The organism is Erysipelothrix sp. HDW6A, assembly GCF_011400295.1.
Taxonomy (GTDB): Bacteria; Bacillota_I; Bacilli_A; order Erysipelotrichales; family Erysipelotrichaceae; genus Erysipelothrix.
This window is the reverse complement of sequence record NZ_CP049859.1, coordinates 313063-331017: the sequence shown is the minus strand read 5'-3', so window position 1 is coordinate 331017 and position 17955 is coordinate 313063. Positions and strand designations below refer to the sequence as shown.

Annotated in this window: 29 protein-coding genes; 1 reads left to right on the top strand and 28 read right to left on the bottom strand. The window is 36.2% G+C overall.

Annotated elements, in window-relative coordinates:
• The 16 genes from G7059_RS01835 to G7059_RS01760 form a co-directional block, all read right to left on the bottom strand.
• Nucleotides 1–378 carry a hypothetical protein gene (locus G7059_RS01835; protein WP_166080391.1) on the bottom strand — a complete coding sequence of 126 codons (378 nt, stop codon included), beginning with the start codon at nt 376–378 and terminating at the stop codon, nt 1–3.
• On the bottom strand, nt 368–2326 hold the full coding sequence (locus G7059_RS01830; RefSeq protein WP_166080390.1) for a hypothetical protein: 1959 nt from the start codon (nt 2324–2326) through the stop codon (nt 368–370). Before G7059_RS01830 ends, G7059_RS01835 begins: the two co-directional genes overlap by 11 nt.
• A complete protein-coding gene (locus G7059_RS01825) occupies nt 2319–2867 on the bottom strand; it encodes a Gp15 family bacteriophage protein (RefSeq protein ID WP_166080389.1) in 549 nt (182 codons plus the stop codon). The genes G7059_RS01830 and G7059_RS01825 overlap by 8 nt, the downstream gene beginning before the upstream one ends.
• Nucleotides 2867–3286: a hypothetical protein gene (locus G7059_RS01820; RefSeq protein ID WP_166080388.1), complete on the bottom strand. Its 420-nt coding sequence runs from the start codon at nt 3284–3286 to the stop codon at nt 2867–2869. Before G7059_RS01820 ends, G7059_RS01825 begins: the two co-directional genes overlap by 1 nt.
• A gap of 33 nt (nt 3287–3319) precedes the next feature.
• Nucleotides 3320–3835, bottom strand: coding sequence for a phage tail tube protein (locus tag G7059_RS01815; RefSeq protein WP_166080387.1), 516 nt, complete (start codon nt 3833–3835; stop codon nt 3320–3322).
• A gap of 1 nt (nt 3836) precedes the next feature.
• Nucleotides 3837–4271, bottom strand: coding sequence for a hypothetical protein (locus G7059_RS01810; protein WP_166080386.1), 435 nt, complete (start codon nt 4269–4271; stop codon nt 3837–3839).
• Nucleotides 4271–4579 carry a minor capsid protein gene (locus tag G7059_RS01805; RefSeq protein ID WP_205700222.1) on the bottom strand — a complete coding sequence of 103 codons (309 nt, stop codon included), beginning with the start codon at nt 4577–4579 and terminating at the stop codon, nt 4271–4273. The genes G7059_RS01810 and G7059_RS01805 overlap by 1 nt, the downstream gene beginning before the upstream one ends.
• Nucleotides 4580–4658: 79 nt before the next feature.
• Nucleotides 4659–5051, bottom strand: coding sequence for a DUF6751 family protein (locus tag G7059_RS01800; RefSeq protein ID WP_166080384.1), 393 nt, complete (start codon nt 5049–5051; stop codon nt 4659–4661).
• Entirely contained in the window at nt 5048–5449 is a 402-nt protein-coding gene (locus G7059_RS01795) for a hypothetical protein (RefSeq protein ID WP_166080383.1), read from the bottom strand. Before G7059_RS01795 ends, G7059_RS01800 begins: the two co-directional genes overlap by 4 nt.
• Nucleotide 5450: 1 nt before the next feature.
• A complete protein-coding gene (locus G7059_RS10625) occupies nt 5451–5552 on the bottom strand; it encodes a Rho termination factor N-terminal domain-containing protein (RefSeq protein WP_166080382.1) in 102 nt (33 codons plus the stop codon).
• A 41-nt stretch (nt 5553–5593) separates the two neighbouring features.
• Nucleotides 5594–6493, bottom strand: a complete 900-nt coding sequence (locus G7059_RS01785; protein ID WP_166080381.1) for a hypothetical protein — start codon at nt 6491–6493, stop codon at nt 5594–5596.
• Between the two features lie 3 nt (nt 6494–6496).
• Nucleotides 6497–7081, bottom strand: a complete 585-nt coding sequence (locus G7059_RS01780; protein WP_166080380.1) for a phage scaffolding protein — start codon at nt 7079–7081, stop codon at nt 6497–6499.
• 127 nt (nt 7082–7208) lie between these two features.
• On the bottom strand, nt 7209–8321 hold the full coding sequence (locus tag G7059_RS01775) for a phage minor capsid protein (RefSeq protein WP_166080379.1): 1113 nt from the start codon (nt 8319–8321) through the stop codon (nt 7209–7211).
• Between the two features lie 150 nt (nt 8322–8471).
• Nucleotides 8472–9833 (bottom strand): hypothetical protein, encoded by a 1362-nt coding sequence (locus tag G7059_RS01770; protein ID WP_166080378.1) that lies wholly within the window; start codon nt 9831–9833, stop codon nt 8472–8474.
• 3 nt (nt 9834–9836) lie between these two features.
• A complete protein-coding gene (locus G7059_RS01765) occupies nt 9837–11114 on the bottom strand; it encodes a PBSX family phage terminase large subunit (RefSeq protein ID WP_166080376.1) in 1278 nt (425 codons plus the stop codon).
• Nucleotides 11098–11619: a terminase small subunit gene (locus G7059_RS01760; RefSeq protein ID WP_255489646.1), complete on the bottom strand. Its 522-nt coding sequence runs from the start codon at nt 11617–11619 to the stop codon at nt 11098–11100. The genes G7059_RS01765 and G7059_RS01760 overlap by 17 nt, the downstream gene beginning before the upstream one ends.
• A gap of 86 nt (nt 11620–11705) precedes the next feature.
• Between G7059_RS01760 and G7059_RS01755 the strand changes: the two genes are divergently transcribed.
• Nucleotides 11706–11870: a hypothetical protein gene (locus G7059_RS01755; protein ID WP_166080375.1), complete on the top strand. Its 165-nt coding sequence runs from the start codon at nt 11706–11708 to the stop codon at nt 11868–11870.
• Nucleotides 11871–11888: 18 nt separating this feature from the next.
• Here the strand turns inward: G7059_RS01755 and G7059_RS01750 are convergent, their stop codons facing one another.
• The 12 genes from G7059_RS01750 to G7059_RS01695 all read right to left on the bottom strand — a co-directional run bounded on the left by G7059_RS01750 (nt 11889) and on the right by G7059_RS01695 (nt 17948).
• On the bottom strand, nt 11889–12113 hold the full coding sequence (locus tag G7059_RS01750) for a hypothetical protein (RefSeq protein ID WP_166080374.1): 225 nt from the start codon (nt 12111–12113) through the stop codon (nt 11889–11891).
• Nucleotides 12114–12304: 191 nt separating this feature from the next.
• Nucleotides 12305–12487 carry a hypothetical protein gene (locus G7059_RS01745; RefSeq protein ID WP_166080373.1) on the bottom strand — a complete coding sequence of 61 codons (183 nt, stop codon included), beginning with the start codon at nt 12485–12487 and terminating at the stop codon, nt 12305–12307.
• A complete protein-coding gene (locus G7059_RS01740; protein WP_166080372.1) occupies nt 12451–13608 on the bottom strand; it encodes a hypothetical protein in 1158 nt (385 codons plus the stop codon). The genes G7059_RS01745 and G7059_RS01740 overlap by 37 nt, the downstream gene beginning before the upstream one ends.
• A 224-nt stretch (nt 13609–13832) precedes the next feature.
• The gene (locus G7059_RS01735) at nt 13833–14015 is read right to left on the bottom strand and encodes a hypothetical protein (RefSeq protein ID WP_166080371.1); all 183 of its coding nucleotides are present in this window, start codon (nt 14013–14015) and stop codon (nt 13833–13835) included.
• Nucleotides 14016–14092: 77 nt separating this feature from the next.
• On the bottom strand, nt 14093–14323 hold the full coding sequence (locus G7059_RS01730) for a hypothetical protein (RefSeq protein ID WP_166080370.1): 231 nt from the start codon (nt 14321–14323) through the stop codon (nt 14093–14095).
• On the bottom strand, nt 14316–14726 hold the full coding sequence (locus G7059_RS01725; protein ID WP_166080369.1) for a hypothetical protein: 411 nt from the start codon (nt 14724–14726) through the stop codon (nt 14316–14318). Before G7059_RS01725 ends, G7059_RS01730 begins: the two co-directional genes overlap by 8 nt.
• Before the next feature lie 159 nt (nt 14727–14885).
• Nucleotides 14886–15323, bottom strand: a complete 438-nt coding sequence (gene ssb / locus G7059_RS01720; RefSeq protein ID WP_166080368.1) for a single-stranded DNA-binding protein — start codon at nt 15321–15323, stop codon at nt 14886–14888.
• Nucleotides 15316–15840, bottom strand: coding sequence for a hypothetical protein (locus G7059_RS01715; protein WP_166080367.1), 525 nt, complete (start codon nt 15838–15840; stop codon nt 15316–15318). Before G7059_RS01715 ends, ssb begins: the two co-directional genes overlap by 8 nt.
• Nucleotides 15833–16192, bottom strand: coding sequence for a hypothetical protein (locus G7059_RS01710; RefSeq protein ID WP_166080366.1), 360 nt, complete (start codon nt 16190–16192; stop codon nt 15833–15835). Before G7059_RS01710 ends, G7059_RS01715 begins: the two co-directional genes overlap by 8 nt.
• A 1-nt stretch (nt 16193) precedes the next feature.
• Nucleotides 16194–16604, bottom strand: a complete 411-nt coding sequence (locus tag G7059_RS01705; protein ID WP_166080365.1) for a hypothetical protein — start codon at nt 16602–16604, stop codon at nt 16194–16196.
• Between the two features lie 193 nt (nt 16605–16797).
• Entirely contained in the window at nt 16798–17070 is a 273-nt protein-coding gene (locus tag G7059_RS01700) for a hypothetical protein (protein ID WP_205700221.1), read from the bottom strand.
• On the bottom strand, nt 17067–17948 hold the full coding sequence (locus G7059_RS01695) for a hypothetical protein (RefSeq protein ID WP_166080363.1): 882 nt from the start codon (nt 17946–17948) through the stop codon (nt 17067–17069). Before G7059_RS01695 ends, G7059_RS01700 begins: the two co-directional genes overlap by 4 nt.
• Between the last annotated feature and the right edge of the window lie 7 nt (nt 17949–17955).

Below are 17955 nucleotides of genomic sequence, written 5' to 3'. Positions count from 1 at the left end.
TTATCGCTCCCTTTCTGTGGATATAAACGAGACCTTTACAGGCTCAATTTCGTAACCCAATGTAGTTAACAATGTTACTTTGTAATCGCTCGTGTAGGTTCCCAAATTGACCATAGAGCGTGTTTTTGGGTTGTAGTATCGAACGGTTAAACTTGGCTTATCTAGTTCAACCATTAAACTCGACAATTCGATTTCATCTTTTGGGTAAAAACTAGCGACGATTTTAGGGAAGATACCGATTAAAGTGCCTACCCATTTACCGTTGATTAAACGACCGGAATTTGAATCCCATAGCTTATTGCGTTCTATGTCTACACCACTCAGGGTTGAAGCTGTAAAGTTTTTACCATTTAATTGTAGCAGTACATCAATAGCCATAACTTAACCCTCCGTTCGTTGCGAAATTATCGTTTTTGTTTGAATCGTTGACAACCTGCGCCAAGACTTTTCTATCAACTACTAATTGAATCACTTGCGGTTGATTTGAGTTTCCGCCAAAACCGCCATATTGACTCAAAACATCTAAGAAATCTTTAGCCCATCCGGTATTGTTCTGTAGCGGAACTACTGCTTCACGTCCTGCTTCACCAATGATCGCTGTTGTGGCACCTGTTGTTATACCACCTTTAGCTAGTCTTGGGATTTGTGGGATATTGAAACCACGACCACCACCAAGCCAACTCGGAACCCAATCAGGAACCTTTATTTTATTGACTGCTCTAATAAATCCGTTAATACCACTGATGATTATATTGAACGGCGCTTTAAACACGTTCGCTATACCGCCTATGACGTTTTCGAACACTTTAACAATTCCTTGCCACGCTTTTTTCCAATCTCCAGAAAAAACACCACTAAGAAAAGTGATTAATCCAGAGAATATGCCTTTTATATTTTTTATGACATTAGATGCTTCTTCAAAAATTCCTGAAAAGAATCCTTTCCAATAACTAGCGATTAAATTTATAGCCGTTCTGAAAAAAGAAATTATATTTCCAACGACCCTGTCAAACCAAAAATCGGACTCAAGCAATTTTTTAATAAGGTTGTCGAAAAACGAAGAAACTGTGCTTCCTAGGTTTTGGAACCAATCTATCACTTTTCCGATTGTGTTATTAAATACATCAACAACACTTTCCCAATTTTCGGATAGCCATCCGATAGCCGTGATAATTGCAACGATTGCAATAACAACCCAAGCAAATGGAGAAGCGGCAGAAAGAACTTTGAACAATTGGAAGGCGATCAACAATCCACCTAACGTTATAACTAAGTCCTTTACTGATATATCGCTTTTTCCAAGCCATTCCGCAACCACCATCAAACCTTTTACAAAATGTTCTCCAATCCATAAGGTAACGCTGACAACGGAATCAAATAAAATCTTAAAAGCGTCTATTAGGGCATCTACCAACGGTTTATATTTTTGTAGCCATTCTAAATCAGGTGCTTCAATGTCTAAACCAGAAACGGAAGCGCCAGAACCTCCCGATAAATTTTGTTGACCGTTATCACCTAATACATTCGCTTCGTCGAATCCTGCGAGTTGCTTTCGTAGCTCTTTAGCTTGCTTAACTGCGCCACTTAGATTTTTGGCTGTTCCTCTCGAAAATAATTCAAAACCGAATAAGCCTTTTGTGATGGCGTTTACGTACCCAAGAATTGTTTTTAATCCATTAATAAGCCATTGAATAACTGGTGCCAAAGTGTTTCCTAAAGAAGCCCATATACCAGCTAAGTCAGCTTGAGCTTGTGCGCCTTCTTGCGTTGATGACATCCAAGCGCTCACCGCTTTTTGAATACCACCATAAATCGCTCTAACGCCAAGTAACATTCCTGCGTACCGAGCCAATGTTCTTGTGCCTCTTTTAACGCCGTCAGACATTCCTTCGGTGTTGGTTTTTGCGGTTTTTGTATTTACTTCTACTTGTTTAGTTGATTGTGATAGTTTTTGAGCATCTAAACCGACCTTAGACATTGACGCTTCCAAACCTTGTGCATTTGCTTCTGCTTCTTTTAATTTCTGAGCTAGCTCTTCATACGCTTTCAGTTGTCCGATTTCCACAGGTTTTCCGGCACTAGTATCTAAATTCATATATCGTTGTAAATCGGCCATTTCAGCTTTATATTCGCTAATTTTTGAGTTATTACGTGATTGTTGAGCTTCCAACTTCGCCCAAGCAGCATTTAACTTTTCTACCTTTTGAGCGAATTCTTCGGTAGCCTCTTCCGCTCCGTTTTCAACCATGTTTTTAAGTTCGTTCAAATCATTTTTGATTTTAGAATTATCAAGTCTGGTATCAATCTTAATATGTCCATCAGCCATCGATTACACCTCCCTTCACTTCCGGTGCCAATGCGTTTAAAAAAGCACTGTTTTTAGGTGCTTGTTTCTTTTCTTTTATTTTTAACTTGTTTTGTGCTTCGATAAGCGCTTTCCTAGACTTGTAGTCTTTTTCTTCTGCTGGGTTTCTTGATAAAATATCAATAACATCACTTAAAGCAGTGTTTTTAACGCCTTTGAGAAGCATTATGAACTCTTGGTAATGCATATCTTCTTTATGTAAATCTATGCCGTATTGACCCTTAAAAGTGCTGTATATCAAATCCCAATGTTGATTGAAGTCAATCAATCTTTTTTGGTTATTTTCTTCTTGTTCGCCACCACTTAGGAATATACTTGATTTTTTTAATGCTTCTTCACAATAAGGGGCATCACCGAATAGTAAAGTGACCACCGCTATACCACGCTCAAAGTCATCAACATCCGGATCGTTGATGACCCTGTCGCACTCGATAGCAACTTTAAAATCTGTGTTTATGGGATACTTTTCCCCTTGGATTGTTGCATATCGAATTAGATTCATTAGATAGTGTCCTTCGATTTGTGGTCTTTCACTAGATACTTCTTTTTGATTTCTTTAATTTTTGACTCAACTTTGATTCCGGCTTTTTCGAACTCTTTTTCTAGTTTTTCGAAGAAATCATTGTATAGAAACATTGAATTAGAGTTTAAGAACGCTTTTTCTCTTAATTCTGCACCAAACGCTTCATCTAAAAGTTCGTTGACTTCATTCATTTTTGCTTTGATCGCTTTAATTGCCGATAGCGTTTCTTTTAGTCCATCTTCTGGAATGTCAATCGCCATCATTTCGTTGTAAACGCCAAAAATCTCGGTAATTGTTCCGACTTGAATCATGTCTGAAATATCAATATCAAACGTCACTTTATCGCCATGCTCATTTTCTACTGTTACTGAATGCTTTACATCGTTTGTTAATTTCATATGGTCTCCTTTTTTAAAAATAAAAGAGGGAGACTATCCCTCTTGTCCTTCTGGTGTGAACGTTGGTACACCATCAACTAGACTTACAGTACCCTTTACAGGATCTCCGTTAAATAATACGTTGTAACCAATTTGTAATTGGTCGCCTCCATCTCCGCCATGTGAATCAATTTGAATAATAACTGGTTGTAAATGTGCAGGAATACCTGTGGTTGCACCTTCTGTTGTTGCTCGGTAATTAAATACTCGTAGCATTTCGGTTTCCGCATCAGATCCTTTTGCATCGTTGTAAATTAAATCGTCAATATATTCGAAACATGCATCGCCTTTGTAAGCGAATTGAGTTACGTCTAATTGCTTGGCGAAGCCTGTGACTCCCTGTGTAGCGTTTTTATCTGCGACATAGTGTCTTGTGTTAACTGTTGCATTATAAGCAACAGCTGAACTTTCAATACCCTTATTCATCAACGCATATGTAGGAGTTGTCCCTGTGGGCTTTGTGTTCAAAAAGTTTGTCGACTGCTCACGCATAATTGCTTTAATACTCATTTTAAAACTTCCTTTCTTGGTAATATACCAATCTTGCAGTCATTCGATAGACTGCATTCATTGAGTCTGTGTCTACATTGAATAAAAACCCACTTTGTAATATTTCTATGCGTTGTGGGTTCTCTATCTCTGGTAGAACATTAATTCTGTTATTGTTTTCAATCCAATCTTGAAGTTCAATCAAGAATTGAATGTTTTTATCATTTCTTACTGTGTTTGCTGTTGAATAAGGTGTGATAATATCGAAAGCGAAAGCGAATTGTTTTAGTTTATCTCCGCCCGTGTATGAGCGTAAAATATCGCCTTCTTGCATAGGCAACTTATGGATGGCATAATTCACTGACTCGTTAGGTAGATAATCTGAATAGATAATTCCGTTTTGGTCTAGTTTTTCGTACTCGTAAAAGTACTCTTTGATTTTAGTTAGAATATCCATTATTTGTTCCTCATGTAACTTTCTACTGCTTTGATAATTGCATCTTTATTGTCGGCATACGCTCTCTCAACCCATCTATGGCCACGAATAGGCGCCCCTTGATAATTCATATCCTTCTCGGTCGGTTGTTTAGGTAACGACCCAGCCATAATTTTTCCGTACCAATGAACTCGTGCATAGGGAACATTGTAATTAATCGCTGTTCCATCAGTTTCAATGGTTGCACTATTTTTCAATGCACCTTGCCTAAATGGCACATAACCATCTGCTATTCGCATTAATTCATTTGAAAAGAATTTTTGAGTCATTCCGTTAGGGCCTAATCCGAATCTGTCTACGATTTCATATGTTCCTGGTAAATCAATGGTTATATTGTGTTTTCTCATACTATTTACCGTTTGCAGTGTAGTTGTTGAGATAACTCATTAACGCTTGATCATTGACTTCATAGCTTGCAATCGTCATTTTTTGGTCTACATCATTCAAATCACTTAAATCAGTAATCTCTTGGTGTTCTCCTTTGACAATTACATCTCCGGGTCTTAATGTCCATTTACCGGTTTTATCACTCAACCTTTGAAAATTGCTAGGTAGTTCAAACCCTTCAATTGACATAGGAATCACAACAGATATTGAGTTTTCACTTTTTACAACTGTATCGCCTAATCGAATACCTTTTTCATCTTCCCAATGAACACCTTCAATAATCGTATGTTGATATGTGTCGCCTGTACGAGCCTTTACAAGGTTGTAAATGGTTATGGTGGTATTGAGCATCATAACCCCCTGTAAAGCAGTCCAGTAGGCATTAAAATCGTTCTCAGGGTTGAATAGATAATATCTTCCGTTCCTTTTAACAGTTCGCCTTGGCTGTCGCCTTTAACATCTCTAAAACTCACTGAATGAGATTTGATTGTTTCAGACTTCAATCCGCTTTCTAATATCTTTTTATCGCTTTCTTTCAATAGTTTTAATTCAGTGTCGTAATTAAATAGCAAATCAATTACTGTACACATTGCATATTTAACTTTTTTCTCTACCCAATCTTCCGCATGGTTAAGATCTTTATTGAATGTAATGTATTCAAGATAATAACTTGCTTGTGTTTTATATTTAGGGAATTCCGCTTCGCTTACAGAATTAAAACCTAAGTCCGTATATTCTTGATATGTAAGCATTTTAAACCCCCTTTATCATGTCAATGATTTCTTGTTTGGTTGCCTTACTTGGCACTTGAATACCCAAAGACGAAGCCATTTCGAGTAGCTCCGCCTTTGTCATATCCATGTTTGGTAAAAGTGTTCTGCTACCCTGTAAGGCTGTTATTCCCCCGAGGCATCACCTTTTAAAGCCACATAAATCGCAGGAACTTTGTTATCTTCCACTAATGCAGTGTGGTATAAACGATAGTCCATAGCCCATGCGTTTTTGTCTTGATATTGTTCTGGTGTAAATGTACGAATTGATTCGTGTTTAGCGATACCAATAGGAACATCCACTCCGGCAATTAAGAATTCGACCGCTTCGGCATCGGCAGCTGGTGCGATTGCGCCAGTTGTTTCATTTTTTGCAACCTTGTTATACATACGACTTGATACAGTAGGAATCAGGGCAACTCCATCAATAGATGGGAATGTAGTATCAATTACACCTACCTTGAATGTTACGCTTGATAATTGACTTGCAAAACGTAGTTCAAGTAAGTTCAAGAAGTCATAACGAATGTGAGCGACTAATTGACCTTCATATCCTGCGTCACGAACTGCAACGATACCCGCCTTAAACTCTTCCAATGCGTTGTCTTTAGTTGCGACGATTTCTTTTGTGTTTGCGACAGAAGCCTTAGAAGCTACTTTAGCGATACGAACTAAGTCAACTTCTGGGATAACTTTAGTACGAACGAATTCGCCCATGATATTTGTTGCAGTAGGTAAGAAGTTTGCTTCATCTACGTCCATAGGGTCAATGGTAAATTTACGACCACGATCATAGTCGAATTGGTGTGTTTGCCATGTTAAATTAACGTCACCTTCTTCAAATCCGTTCGCACGAGAATAATCAGCTAAGCCATCTAATGCTAATTTTCCGATTTTGATTTCATTACCACCGTTATATTTAACTCTTGATGCGTTTGGCACCATCCAATTTGTTTTTGCTTGTTGTTCAATTACTTTGTCTAATGCATCTTGAAATAGTGATGCATATGCGATGCTATTTGCCATATTTTATTCGTCTCCTTTTTTGATTCCAAGTGATTCATACACTTGTTCTTTTTCAGTTTTGGTTGTTTGTGCGCCTTTATTGATTTCTTGACCTAGCGCCTTTTGTTCTTTAGGAACTAAGTAGCTTAAATCATTTGTAATGCGGTCTTTGATATATTCATCTAAACCAATGATTGAACCATCTTTGAACTCTAGTTCTTTGGCTTTTTCTGCAATATGTGCTTTTAATGCCACCGGATCAATTACTCCCGATTTAGCAACCGATATTTCAAGTGCTGCATTACGAGCGTTTTCTGCTAACTTTGTTTCCCATTCTTGCTTTTCAGATTCATACTTGCTTTGAAGAGTTTCTAATTCTTTCTTCTGTTCATCGCTTAGTGTTGCGGTTTTCTTCAAATTTTCTAAATCTGAATCGCGTTGCGCTAACTGTTCCTTAAATGAATCAACATCTTTCAGTGCAGTATCATATTTAGCTTTTGCTACATATTCTCCTTTAGATAAATCAGCTAATTTAACTTCTTTGTCCTTGAGTTCTTCCGTTAATTTGTTGTATGTTTCTTCACTTAATAATTCTTTTAGAAAATCCATGTTTATCTCCTGTGTTTTTTAAGTGTGGTTCACTCCACTAGGGCTTCTTATTTAAACGTCGCAAGCTACGACCGTTCGATTATCTTTAAACGCCTACATCGAGAAAAGGCATAATAAAAGACCGCATTTAATCGGTCTGTATTTTCTCTCTGCTGTAGTCACGCCTTAGTTCTTCATGACTATCAACATATTTCTTGAGTTTCGATTGCCTGTTTCTTAGTTTCTTTCTCACCGCCTTTATGTAATCTTCATTTTCGGTTACTTTTGCCATTTCCAGCTCTTTTTTAGCGTTTCTAACATTACGTTCCATGATCCGTTGTTTCTGTTCGAGTTCATAAATTCGATTGTTTTCTTCGCTATCTAACTTTTCGATTGGCAACGATATTCCAGGAAAGTAAGCGAAATGTGTGTGCCTACAATTCACACCACCCAATCCATCAACTAAGCCATAACCTGTAACGTCGTTAAATATATCTTTATGAAAGTATTCCCCTTGCCACGATTCGTGATTCTTATGACCTTCTCCTTTATCTCTTGCGCCTAAATGTTGAGATGTCGCAAAGTATTCCGCTTCTAAATCATCAGCAACTTTAGCGTTATGAGTATTGCTACTTCTTGAGATCGCGCTTACAATCGTTCTTCTTGCTACCGCTTCAATTGAGTACTCAACCGGTATTTTTATACCTTCTTTATTTGTTCGGTAATAAGTCTGTGCGGTTATGCCTTTATCTGCTAGTTTAGTCAATGCTCGACTTAACGAAGTGTTGTAATCGTATATACCTGTTGTTGTTTCTAAATTGATTTGGTCTAAGACTTGCATATAAATCCTAGGGACGGCATTTGATATCTCTTGATGTATTAACCTTAACTCGCCCGCAACTTCGCCATAAACGCTTTGAATGACGTCATTAAATGCTATATTGTCTACGCTTACAGGAGTTGCGCCTAATTCATAAGCCTTTCGATATGTTTTGAAGTCTATTGATTGAATACCTGCATCTGTTATCGCCTTTTTAACTTGCTCAAAGGGTAATTCATTGAGTTGTGCAATGATTTTAATTGCTTTTTCATCAAGTCCGCCAATTTTAGCTAATTGACTAAGTTTCCACTCTAAATCGCCGCCAACATAGGAATAGGCACTAAATCGCTCAGCGATCCATAACAACAACTCCAGTTCAACTTTTGAATAGGTATCAATTAAGGGTTGAGCAAGCAAGGATATTTGCTTATCGGTTAGCATTTAAGCACCTTTTGCATTTATTGTGCTTTAAACTATATCTTTCAATTCCTACTCCCGTGTAATAGTTATCATAAAATTCTAACCAGAACAAAGTATTACATTTATGGCAACGTTTAGGAACAAAGGAAAATTTGTCTTTGTTTGTTATTTTCATTCTTCCATTCCTTCTTCCTCTGCATCTTCGCCTAACGTTGATTCTTTAATCTGTTTATCGTTGAATTTAACAGCTTCTTTATGTGTCATTCCGTAGGCTTGTTCGTAGAATTCTATACGACTAATTAAACCTAAGTTGAATTGTTGAATTAACCTTGCATACTCCGCATCTTTATCATGGATAATTGAATCGTCAAACTCTACATGTATTCCGCTTTCTAATAGATTTCCAGTATCTAAGTAGTAAAGAGCTTTAAGCATATCAACTAGAGGTTTCTCAATCCTTGTTGCATGCTTTTTGCGTGTTTTATAGAATTTACTATTAGTTGACACAACTTGCGTAGTGTTAGTGTAAATCGTTCCGTCTTTCGAATAGAATGCGCTGTCGCCTAGACCACATTTTGAGCCCAACATATTCAACTGTTTTTCTAAGTTGTTGATATATTGGTCAACTCTTAATGTAGGTGCTTGAACGTTGATTAAAGTTCCGTCTGGATTCTTTGCATCTTCTGGCAGTAAGTAGAATTCGTCTTGATCCTTGTTGAATATCGGCATTTTAGACCCTTTATGAACTTGAAGCGCTTCCCCTTGCACATATACCCTCATTCGACCGTTACGTGCCTCTTTATCAAGCGCATCGTATGCAATATCAACCGACTTTAATTCATCAACAGCGTTTGCGTATATGCTTATTCCTAATGGATTGCCTATATTAATGTTATTGACAATAGCTGGTGAATATAGCTGAAATAATTTAACATCACTTCGGAATTCCGATTCTATATCTTCGTTGATATACTCGGTGCCATCTTTATCGAAGAATTTATTGTAAATGATATATGTTCCATCTTCTTGCTGTTCATGTATTTGAGCGTAGCAAGATTCGTCTACTTCTTGATTTATAAATGCGCAATCTACAATCTCTCCCAATACTGATTTTAAAGGCCATATAGCGTACATCGGAATATATTGGTTGAACACGTTGCCTTTTTTGTCTTTCGATTGAATTGTTGCCCCTGTACCTAATGCGAACGATAATTCCATTAAGTCGTTAAGTTTAAACTTTACTCCGTTGTTATCGACGTAATTATCAATCCACGTTTGAATTGACTTATCATCTGCTACGAATTCAGTTTCGGGATTGATAAGGTTGTCGGCCCATAACTCGCTGATTGACTTCGCCATTTTGAGTGATTTGCGCTTTCTTGTAACATGACCTAATACTATACCTTGATATTCGGTATACTCGTGAAAGTTATCAACATGTCCTTTGAAAAACTGTTCCCATACACTTAAATCATTTTCTTGTCTGTCTATCGGAGTAAATCCGATTTTATTTAATATGTCTTTAATTTCCATAATCTACTCCTTTATCAGTTTGTGATGTATTTCTTCGGTTGAATATTCTTGGGCATCTAGGTTATCAATGTTAGTTGTTCCGTCATCTAGTCGGACATCTTTGTTTTCTTTATCTGTTTTATCACTCCATACAGCGTTTTCTAGCGCTTCTATGGTGTCTTTGCAGTCATCAAGTATTAAGTATCTGTCTATGTTTATCAACCGTTGATAAGTCCTTATACGCTTATTAACTTCTGTTTTTAATGCCCCTTTAACACTCCAATAAATTTCGGCTTTGTCTAACGCTTGCTGTAACCCTCTTATTAAGACAGGCTCTGCATTATCAGCTCTTATTGCGTTGAGTTCATAACCCGCATCTAATAATTGGGTAATAAAAAAGACGAATGCGTCGTCTAATTGTTTTGGCGTTAATTCTTTTTTAATCTTTTGATCTTTGATTGTTACTATATGCGAATAATCATAAGTGATAAACGTTGCATTAAAGGCATGTGCCGATTGATTACCACCAAAGTCAACACCGACATTGACATAACCACCCTTTGCTCTTATTGGGTGTGTATATCGCTCTTTTTCGTCTTTGTTATTCCATTCCTCTATTGAAATGATATGCCTTTTAGCGAACATTGAGTATATAGCACCTTCCGCTAAAGCCCACATGCCAAGTATGTAACGCTTGTAGTAGACTGTTCCGTGATACTCTTGCTTAAGTCTTTCTACAAACGACTTGTCTAGCATTGTGTTATCATCGATCGTATAGTGTTGGTAATACAAGTTGCCTAATGGTAGTTGTTCATCAATGAATTTCTTAATGAAGTGTGTTGGTTGTTCAGGGTTACCTGTGGCATCACAACATGAATAAGGTTTATCAAGACGAGACTTCAACATTTCAAATGTCGGTTCACTCATTCTTACGATTTCATCAATATAACAATACTTGATAGATGAACCTTGTATTCGATTAATTGCATTTGCTTTCTCATGGCCTACTACGTGGTAAGTTTCTCCAAACAGTTTAACGATTGAACGTCCTGTTTGAATGAACCCAACAAGAGAATCACCAAACAACCTACGCATAGGTTCGAGTATGTTACGCTCTATCGTTGATTGACTAACACCCATGATAACGAAGATCCCATCTTCATCTTTAAGTTCACGAGTTTTGAAAGGTATTCTAAATAGAAAATCTAGGTGTGTCTTTCCTGAACGTGTAGCACCTATCTTGAAGTTCCATGTCAGATGAGCGTTGTTAATAAACTCTTTTTGCTTAGCTGTTAGGATCATCAGCTGCACCTTGCATGATTTCGTTTAACAATTTATCAACTGCGCTTAATTCATCATCTTGAACATCTTTAGAAGCCAATACTCCATAGTGTTTAGCTAACGCCTCTGCACCTTTGAATGCATCTGTATTGCGTGTGTTTATCTCAACGATTACAGGTTCTTTAGTTGATACTTCCTGTCTATCGCCTTTTTCGTCAACCCATACCCGCTTGTCAGAACGGCTTGTTACAACCATTTCTTTTTCTTCTCTACGCATTAACCTCGTCATGAATTCTAACACTTCTTGCTTGCTAGCAATGGTGTCTGCTTTAATAGCTTCATTAACTTCTTTTGATAGTTCATTGTACCTTGTGGATACCTTAGGAACTTTTAGTAGTTTAGAAGCTTCTGCATCTACACTTTCTGGCTTCCATTTTTTACTGTTTGGATAAGCCTTAATGTAAGCTTGCCGTTGTGTCATTCCTTCAACTAAGTAATTGATGTATCTCTCTTGTTGTTTGGTCAGTCTATCGGTAGTAGACTCTTTCTTTTTGGTAGCAATAGCCTACCACCTCACTTTCTTGTATAATATTCTTATTAGGAGGGCTCCATATGGCTGGTAAACAAAAATTTTGTGAGTGCGAATCGCCATCGTCCGTTTATACTGAGGTGGTTGCGAACGACACAGCACATGTAGATTATTGTAGTGATTGTAATTTACCTATCGAAGATACATTTGAGTATTTCCAATACGGTAGCGAAGATTACTACGGATAGACACTTCGGTGTCTTTTTTTATTGTTTAATATAGCCTTTAACTATTCCAATTGGTTTTCCTGTGTTTAGTGCAACCATTATCTCGTCATCGTTATTAATGTCTTTATATAACGGAACAACTATTGCTTGACGGTTTGTTTTGTTATTTATTACTCCACCAGGTTTTTTTCTTGTTCTAGAGTGAGAAAGTAAATTGATAAACTCTGCACACTTCTTCATTCTTACTTTTATTGATTTAACCATGATCTTTCTCCGCCTTTTCCTTAATGCATCTTTTACACTTCTTTTGTGATTTCAGTATTTCTTCATGAGTTATGTCGTGTCCAATTTTATAAGAGGCACAAGTGTGCAACATTGCTGTTGATTTCAATTCAGGAGCTTTCGAAAACTTTAATATAAGCCTTATTGTCTTCTTTGCTAATCCGCGCAATGCTTCAATCATTACTTCTAATTCCTTGTAGGCTTTCTATCTTAGATAGCTTATACTCTGCTTGTTTTCGCAATGTTCTCTCTTGGCACAGTTGAGTGTTCAGTTTAATAATCTGTTCACTTTGCATTGAGATAATGCTCTTCTTGTTTTCTAATTCTCTTTCGAGTTCTTTTCGTTTTCTAAACATGTTCCCTCCTGGTCAAATATAATTTCAAAGGTTATTTTGTTGTTACCATCGTAGATCCTAAATGATTGTGCTGCATTGCCGAACAACCTCTTATCCTTTGCGTATTCGTCCGTGCCTTTCATGCTAGGCACTTGATATACGTTTTCTTTTATTAGAGTTGAGTGTCTATGAGCGATAATCACATCATCAATCTTAAATGGTAGCCCACTCTGTAACTTCGATAACACCGTGTTTGGATTATCTAAATGACCATGAACCCACACGATGTTTTTACCGTTTAAGTTATAGTGTCCTATATTATTATCAATATAGTTACCTACAAACTCGATGTCAGTTTTCTCTAGCCTTAGCTTAGTAAATTCCATAACTATTCTTTGTAGACTTTCTGACTCAATGTGTTCTTTCTTGTTTGGATGAATTCTAGAGTGATTGTCTAATACCCAACCGACCTTAACAGGCACTCTAAGAGTGTTACGTATTTTCATAATAAATTGACTGAATAATTCACCTGCAAGTATTGATTGATCTATTGCATCAAGTTCTGATTGGATCCTCGTGCTTACATGAATAAAACCTTCAATCATGTCTCCTAGATTTAATATCAAAATTTCGCTTACATTGTAGTTTTTCGCATATCTTATAATTTCATGTGCATAGTAAGCGATTCTTTCTTTTGCTATGTCTACACTATATCTACTCCAGTAATTCTCATGCTTAGCTCCTAAATGCCAGTCACTAGCATTTACTAAAGCAGTTGTGTCGCTCTGTACGATTTTAAATGGCTTTAGAAATATCTTAGGTAGTGTGTTTATAGCGTGTACACTTCTGTCTGTAAGGACCTCTATACGCGCTTGATTTCTTATATCATTTCTATACTCACGAGCTATGTCACTTAGTTTATATTTTTCTTTTTGTATATCTCGTTTAATTTCATGACCTTCTACAATAATCAGATGATCATTCCATACATTTCGATAGGTCTTGCTATCTTTGTAATTTCTTTGAAGGAGCATATTTAGGTAGTCCGTTACTGACTGCCATGTTTTAAGATGTTCTTCTGTTCCTTTTTCAGAACACGTCTTTATTATTAGCTCTCGTTCAGATTGATTAAATACCGACATACGTCTCCTTTCAAAATAAAAACACGATTTCTCGTGTGTTGTTTAATATCGAATAGCTAGTCATGGAAGGAGGTAATCATATTGGCACAAATGAGTTATGACTAGCTATGTAAGAAATATTTAGTTAAGTGCAACATTAAGGGTCTGAGCCTTGATAGTCCTTGTAATTTAATCTGACTCTCCATCAGATATAAACTCGTTCACATGTTGCGTGTAGCCAATAATTAAATTGGCTTAAAGTATTCATCGAACTCCTTACAACTTAACTGTGTCGGAATTCCTTTGTAATCAAAATTAACGAAAGAACGTGTGCGACGACGTACTTTTACATCTTCACCACCTTGTATCTGGAAACTGTGTCCAGTATTGAAGTTCTTGCAACTTTTAGCTTTAATGCAACGGTACATCGTGCACCTCCTTTCTTCATTGCTCTTTGAACAAACTTCTATATTACTATTTTATCGTATTGACAGTGTAGAAAAGTCTACACTTTTTCTAGCTGTTCAGAATATTTTTCTAGAGCTTCCATAGCTTCATGTATTGTGCTATGGATACTAAGCGTCTCATCACTCCACGTTCCCGAATACTCTATTCGCGGATTTTTAACCGACGCCATTACTTTAGCTTTGCTTAACAATGTTGGTTCTTCCACATATAAATTATTGATGTTCTCTATTAGAATAACCGCCATTGGTGTTTTAAGGTATTTACTCATTCGCTATCCTCTCTGTTTCCCTGTCTATGATTTGATATATTGTTTTCTTCTCGTATCCGAATTTATAAGCTATCCAAGATATCGTCGAATAGGTTGTGTATCGATACCTAAATATATCTTGGTAGTGTGGTTGAATCTTTTCAATGATCATTTCGCAAAAACTTATAACAGACTCACAGTGTTGTTTTTCTTTCTTTAATTTATTAATCTCGTCATTTATTTCTGATCGCCTTAATGATTCATCAATACCATGTCCGCCTTGTTTTTCTTCATAGCTTATCCCTTTTAAGTTTTTTAAATTGTGTTCCAGTTCGAATAACTTTTCAGGATATTTTTCGGCTATCCAATTAATGCATGCTCGCCATGATTGAAGTTGCCCTTTAATGTAGTTGACGTCATTCATTCATTACCTCGCTTATTATCATATTCTTCTTGTGTATAAATCTTATCGCTTGATGCATTCATTAATGCAGCTAATGTATAACCTAATGCTACTCCTATAAGTAATATCCACATATCATTCTCCTTTTGTCGATTTCCATTCTTCCATTGTTTCCTCCTTCTAGAAAGGTAAATCTGTTTCGTCAATCAATAACACTGGCTCGTCTTCAACATAGTTTGATTCTGTATCTTGTTTGTAACCACTCGACTGATAAGATTGTGTTTGTTGTTCACGCTCTTGGCGTTGTGTGAGCGATTCTAAGGCATTTACAGACTCTGAAACTACTTCTTGAACATAAACACGTTTACCAGTGTTATCGTCGTATGTGCGCGATTGTATTGAGCCTTCAACGCTTATTAGCGCTCCTTTTGTAAGATAGTTTGCTATAAAATCTGCCGTTTGATTCCAGGCTACGCAGTTAATGAAATCTGCTTGTTCTTCTTTTGAAAATTTTCTATTTACTGCAAGTGTAAAACTTACTACTGATTTTCCGGTTTGTGTTTTTCTTAGCTCTGGGTCACGTGTTAAGCGACCAACTAATACTGATCTATTAATCATTCTCTTTCTCCCATTTCAAAGTTCTTCTGTTTTTTGCATTCTCGACCATTTCAATTGCTTTAGCTTTGCTTAATGCACCTTTGTGTAAATGAATATTTGAAATAATTAAATCACAACAATCTTCTACCAATTCTTTCTGAATATTATCTCTAATCTGTTCTTCTGTCATTTCTAATCGACTATATTGAATTTTTAAATCATTTACATTATCTTTTTCGTTTCTTAGTTTTTCTTGCAAGTTGGCTATTTTACCATGAGCATCAGATAATCGCTCCTCATAGTTTTCTAACCTTTTTGAATATTCATCAGTTAAGATTAATGTAGCTTTATATTTTTCTTCTTCAATTTCCAATCGTTCAATTTCACGTTCTTTAGAGTCAAGAACTCTTTGCATTGTGTTTGTACGTTCCATTTCTTCAACAAGATATTCTTTTAAGTCTCTCACTTCAATTCTACGAATATCAGGAGTTTTTATGGTCACTACTTCATTTCCCTTTTTCTTGAATATCTCAAACATTCTCTTTCTCCTTTGCTTGTAGGTATCTAATTGTTAGATTTATCGCTTGATGATAATCGATGCTAGTATTGCCTTGTTCGATATAGTCTGAACGCAAATCTACTACTGCCAATCTTTTGGTCATTCTGTATGTAGGAGATAAACGATAATGAACTTCTAATCTTAATGGCTGTTCTGTATTAAACTCTAATCCTGATTGATTTTCGTAAGCCATTTCCCAAGCCTTTACAACCTCATCAAATGTAGGTGGTCTGTATTGTTCGACTATTTCTCGCAATATTTCAATTTCATTTCCTTTTTGAAAATTTTCTTCCCATTGCAATCTGTCTAACGCTTCCTGGTATTTATTCATATTATAAGTTCTCCTTTGGACTGAAACACGCTAGGAATTGTTCGGTTGGCATTACACAACTTGTTTTAACTTCATCAAATTTAAAAATATTTGTATTTTTCAAATACGATACATCTAACACATCGTCATAAAAGTCAAAATATACGTTGTATTTATCTTCCTCAAAGAATGTGATTGCTAATACTTTGTTTTTCCCAATCCTATAAGTTTTAATTCCATTTGTGGCATAACACTCAACATCACACACCCATTCACTACCTGCAACAAGTTTATCTTTGCGATTAATGTAGTTTTCAACATCTGATAACATCACTATATGAGCGTCCCTGTCAATTGGTTCAAATATTTCACCATTCACAATATGATTAAGTATTTCACTCATATTTTTTAAACATTCATCTGCTTTACTCATTCTTCATCACTCCTTTTTAAATGTTTAGGGTCATAATTATGACCTTGAAACAATTCATCATTTATTTTTTTGTAACATCTACTGCAGACACTCATACTTTGTGTTTCAAAACTCCCTTGAAGTATCAAAGAATATCCAAAGGCATTTATTTGAGTACACAAATGACATTTGTGATTTACGAATTTTTCATCGTTCATTTTTCGTCACTCCAATCTACAACTTGACCACACTCTTTATCATTGCATCTTTCATGCCTATCTGGTGTAAAATTTTCCCACACCAAGTTGTTACATTTTCCACATAGGTAATCACCATAAGAGTTCTTTACCGGTTTCATAGGTGTTTCCTTATCAATCAATCCCTGCAACACATCACGTTTCTCATTTGTTAAATCATCATCCAATGTTACATTTCTATAAACACTTTCAAAATCGTCTAACGCTTCTTGATATTTGTTTTTCATCATAGCTCTATACCTGTAATTTCATAGAATATATTTTTATCGAAATTTGGCATTTCTTGAATGATTTCTTTGTTTTCCTCTGTTAGTTTGTTCCACCATTTCGCACAAGCTTCCTTGTATGAATACTCAATAAGTTTTCCACCTATTAGTTGTCTGATTATACTTTCTTCTTTTTCTTCCTCGGTAAACTCGTGCCATTCAGTTAGTATAAACGGCGCACTGTTCAAAGCTCTATAATATTTAGAACCTAAAAAATCACTAAATGATAAATCTGTATCTATATTGAATAGTCTGATTGTTGGTTCAGTTGTGTTAAAAAACCCACTATTAAAGTCTCCACTGTTATGGTATCCACTGTTACGGTCTCCACTGTTAAAGTATCCACTGTTACGGTTTCCACTGTTATAGTCTCCACTGTTATGGTATCCACTGTTATAGTCTCCACTGTTATGGTATCCACTGTTATAGTCTCCACTGTTATAGTATCCACTGTTACGGTCTCCACTGTTAAAGTATCCACTGTTATAGTCTCCACTGTTACGGTTTCCACTGTTAAATAAACCAGAGTTTTCTGCTCCACTATTCTTTAAGCTATCAAGCTCATAGCCTTTTATTTCTCTGACTATTTTAATATGATTGCTTATACACTTAGTGCCATCATTGACAATGTCTCCAAGCACTTCAATCTCGCAAAATCTATTGTTCGCATTACAACTATAAAACTCATGAACATTTTGGAGGCTATCGCAGAAATGAAACCCTGTATTTGTGCATAACTCTAATTCTCTACCGTTTAAGTCAATTTTATATTCTTTACCTACTTCAAATTGGAAACCTCTGCATTGTAAATTCTCATCAAAGCCCTTTATATATTTTTTCATATTTTCT

What these genes read in the sequence shown, in the direction of transcription:
- G7059_RS01835 (WP_166080391.1), bottom strand. Translation starts at nt 378, where the DNA reads ATGGCTATTGATGTACTGCTACAATTAAATGGTAAAAACTTTACAGCT.
- G7059_RS01830 (WP_166080390.1), bottom strand. Translation starts at nt 2,326, where the DNA reads ATGGCTGATGGACATATTAAGATTGATACCAGACTTGATAATTCTAAA.
- G7059_RS01825 (WP_166080389.1), bottom strand. Translation starts at nt 2,867, where the DNA reads ATGAATCTAATTCGATATGCAACAATCCAAGGGGAAAAGTATCCCATA.
- G7059_RS01820 (WP_166080388.1), bottom strand. Translation starts at nt 3,286, where the DNA reads ATGAAATTAACAAACGATGTAAAGCATTCAGTAACAGTAGAAAATGAG.
- G7059_RS01815 (WP_166080387.1), bottom strand. Translation starts at nt 3,835, where the DNA reads ATGAGTATTAAAGCAATTATGCGTGAGCAGTCGACAAACTTTTTGAAC.
- G7059_RS01810 (WP_166080386.1), bottom strand. Translation starts at nt 4,271, where the DNA reads ATGGATATTCTAACTAAAATCAAAGAGTACTTTTACGAGTACGAAAAA.
- G7059_RS01805 (WP_205700222.1), bottom strand. Translation starts at nt 4,579, where the DNA reads ATGACTCAAAAATTCTTTTCAAATGAATTAATGCGAATAGCAGATGGT.
- G7059_RS01800 (WP_166080384.1), bottom strand. Translation starts at nt 5,051, where the DNA reads ATGATGCTCAATACCACCATAACCATTTACAACCTTGTAAAGGCTCGT.
- G7059_RS01795 (WP_166080383.1), bottom strand. Translation starts at nt 5,449, where the DNA reads ATGCTTACATATCAAGAATATACGGACTTAGGTTTTAATTCTGTAAGC.
- G7059_RS10625 (WP_166080382.1), bottom strand. Translation starts at nt 5,552, where the DNA reads ATGACAAAGGCGGAGCTACTCGAAATGGCTTCGTCTTTGGGTATTCAA.
- G7059_RS01785 (WP_166080381.1), bottom strand. Translation starts at nt 6,493, where the DNA reads ATGGCAAATAGCATCGCATATGCATCACTATTTCAAGATGCATTAGAC.
- G7059_RS01780 (WP_166080380.1), bottom strand. Translation starts at nt 7,081, where the DNA reads ATGGATTTTCTAAAAGAATTATTAAGTGAAGAAACATACAACAAATTA.
- G7059_RS01775 (WP_166080379.1), bottom strand. Translation starts at nt 8,321, where the DNA reads ATGCTAACCGATAAGCAAATATCCTTGCTTGCTCAACCCTTAATTGAT.
- G7059_RS01770 (WP_166080378.1), bottom strand. Translation starts at nt 9,833, where the DNA reads ATGGAAATTAAAGACATATTAAATAAAATCGGATTTACTCCGATAGAC.
- G7059_RS01765 (WP_166080376.1), bottom strand. Translation starts at nt 11,114, where the DNA reads ATGATCCTAACAGCTAAGCAAAAAGAGTTTATTAACAACGCTCATCTG.
- G7059_RS01755 (WP_166080375.1), top strand. Translation starts at nt 11,706, where the DNA reads ATGGCTGGTAAACAAAAATTTTGTGAGTGCGAATCGCCATCGTCCGTT.
- G7059_RS01750 (WP_166080374.1), bottom strand. Translation starts at nt 12,113, where the DNA reads ATGGTTAAATCAATAAAAGTAAGAATGAAGAAGTGTGCAGAGTTTATC.
- G7059_RS01745 (WP_166080373.1), bottom strand. Translation starts at nt 12,487, where the DNA reads ATGTTTAGAAAACGAAAAGAACTCGAAAGAGAATTAGAAAACAAGAAG.
- G7059_RS01740 (WP_166080372.1), bottom strand. Translation starts at nt 13,608, where the DNA reads ATGTCGGTATTTAATCAATCTGAACGAGAGCTAATAATAAAGACGTGT.
- G7059_RS01735 (WP_166080371.1), bottom strand. Translation starts at nt 14,015, where the DNA reads ATGTACCGTTGCATTAAAGCTAAAAGTTGCAAGAACTTCAATACTGGA.
- G7059_RS01730 (WP_166080370.1), bottom strand. Translation starts at nt 14,323, where the DNA reads ATGAGTAAATACCTTAAAACACCAATGGCGGTTATTCTAATAGAGAAC.
- G7059_RS01725 (WP_166080369.1), bottom strand. Translation starts at nt 14,726, where the DNA reads ATGAATGACGTCAACTACATTAAAGGGCAACTTCAATCATGGCGAGCA.
- ssb (WP_166080368.1), bottom strand. Translation starts at nt 15,323, where the DNA reads ATGATTAATAGATCAGTATTAGTTGGTCGCTTAACACGTGACCCAGAG.
- G7059_RS01715 (WP_166080367.1), bottom strand. Translation starts at nt 15,840, where the DNA reads ATGTTTGAGATATTCAAGAAAAAGGGAAATGAAGTAGTGACCATAAAA.
- G7059_RS01710 (WP_166080366.1), bottom strand. Translation starts at nt 16,192, where the DNA reads ATGAATAAATACCAGGAAGCGTTAGACAGATTGCAATGGGAAGAAAAT.
- G7059_RS01705 (WP_166080365.1), bottom strand. Translation starts at nt 16,604, where the DNA reads ATGAGTAAAGCAGATGAATGTTTAAAAAATATGAGTGAAATACTTAAT.
- G7059_RS01700 (WP_205700221.1), bottom strand. Translation starts at nt 17,070, where the DNA reads ATGATGAAAAACAAATATCAAGAAGCGTTAGACGATTTTGAAAGTGTT.
- G7059_RS01695 (WP_166080363.1), bottom strand. Translation starts at nt 17,948, where the DNA reads ATGAAAAAATATATAAAGGGCTTTGATGAGAATTTACAATGCAGAGGT.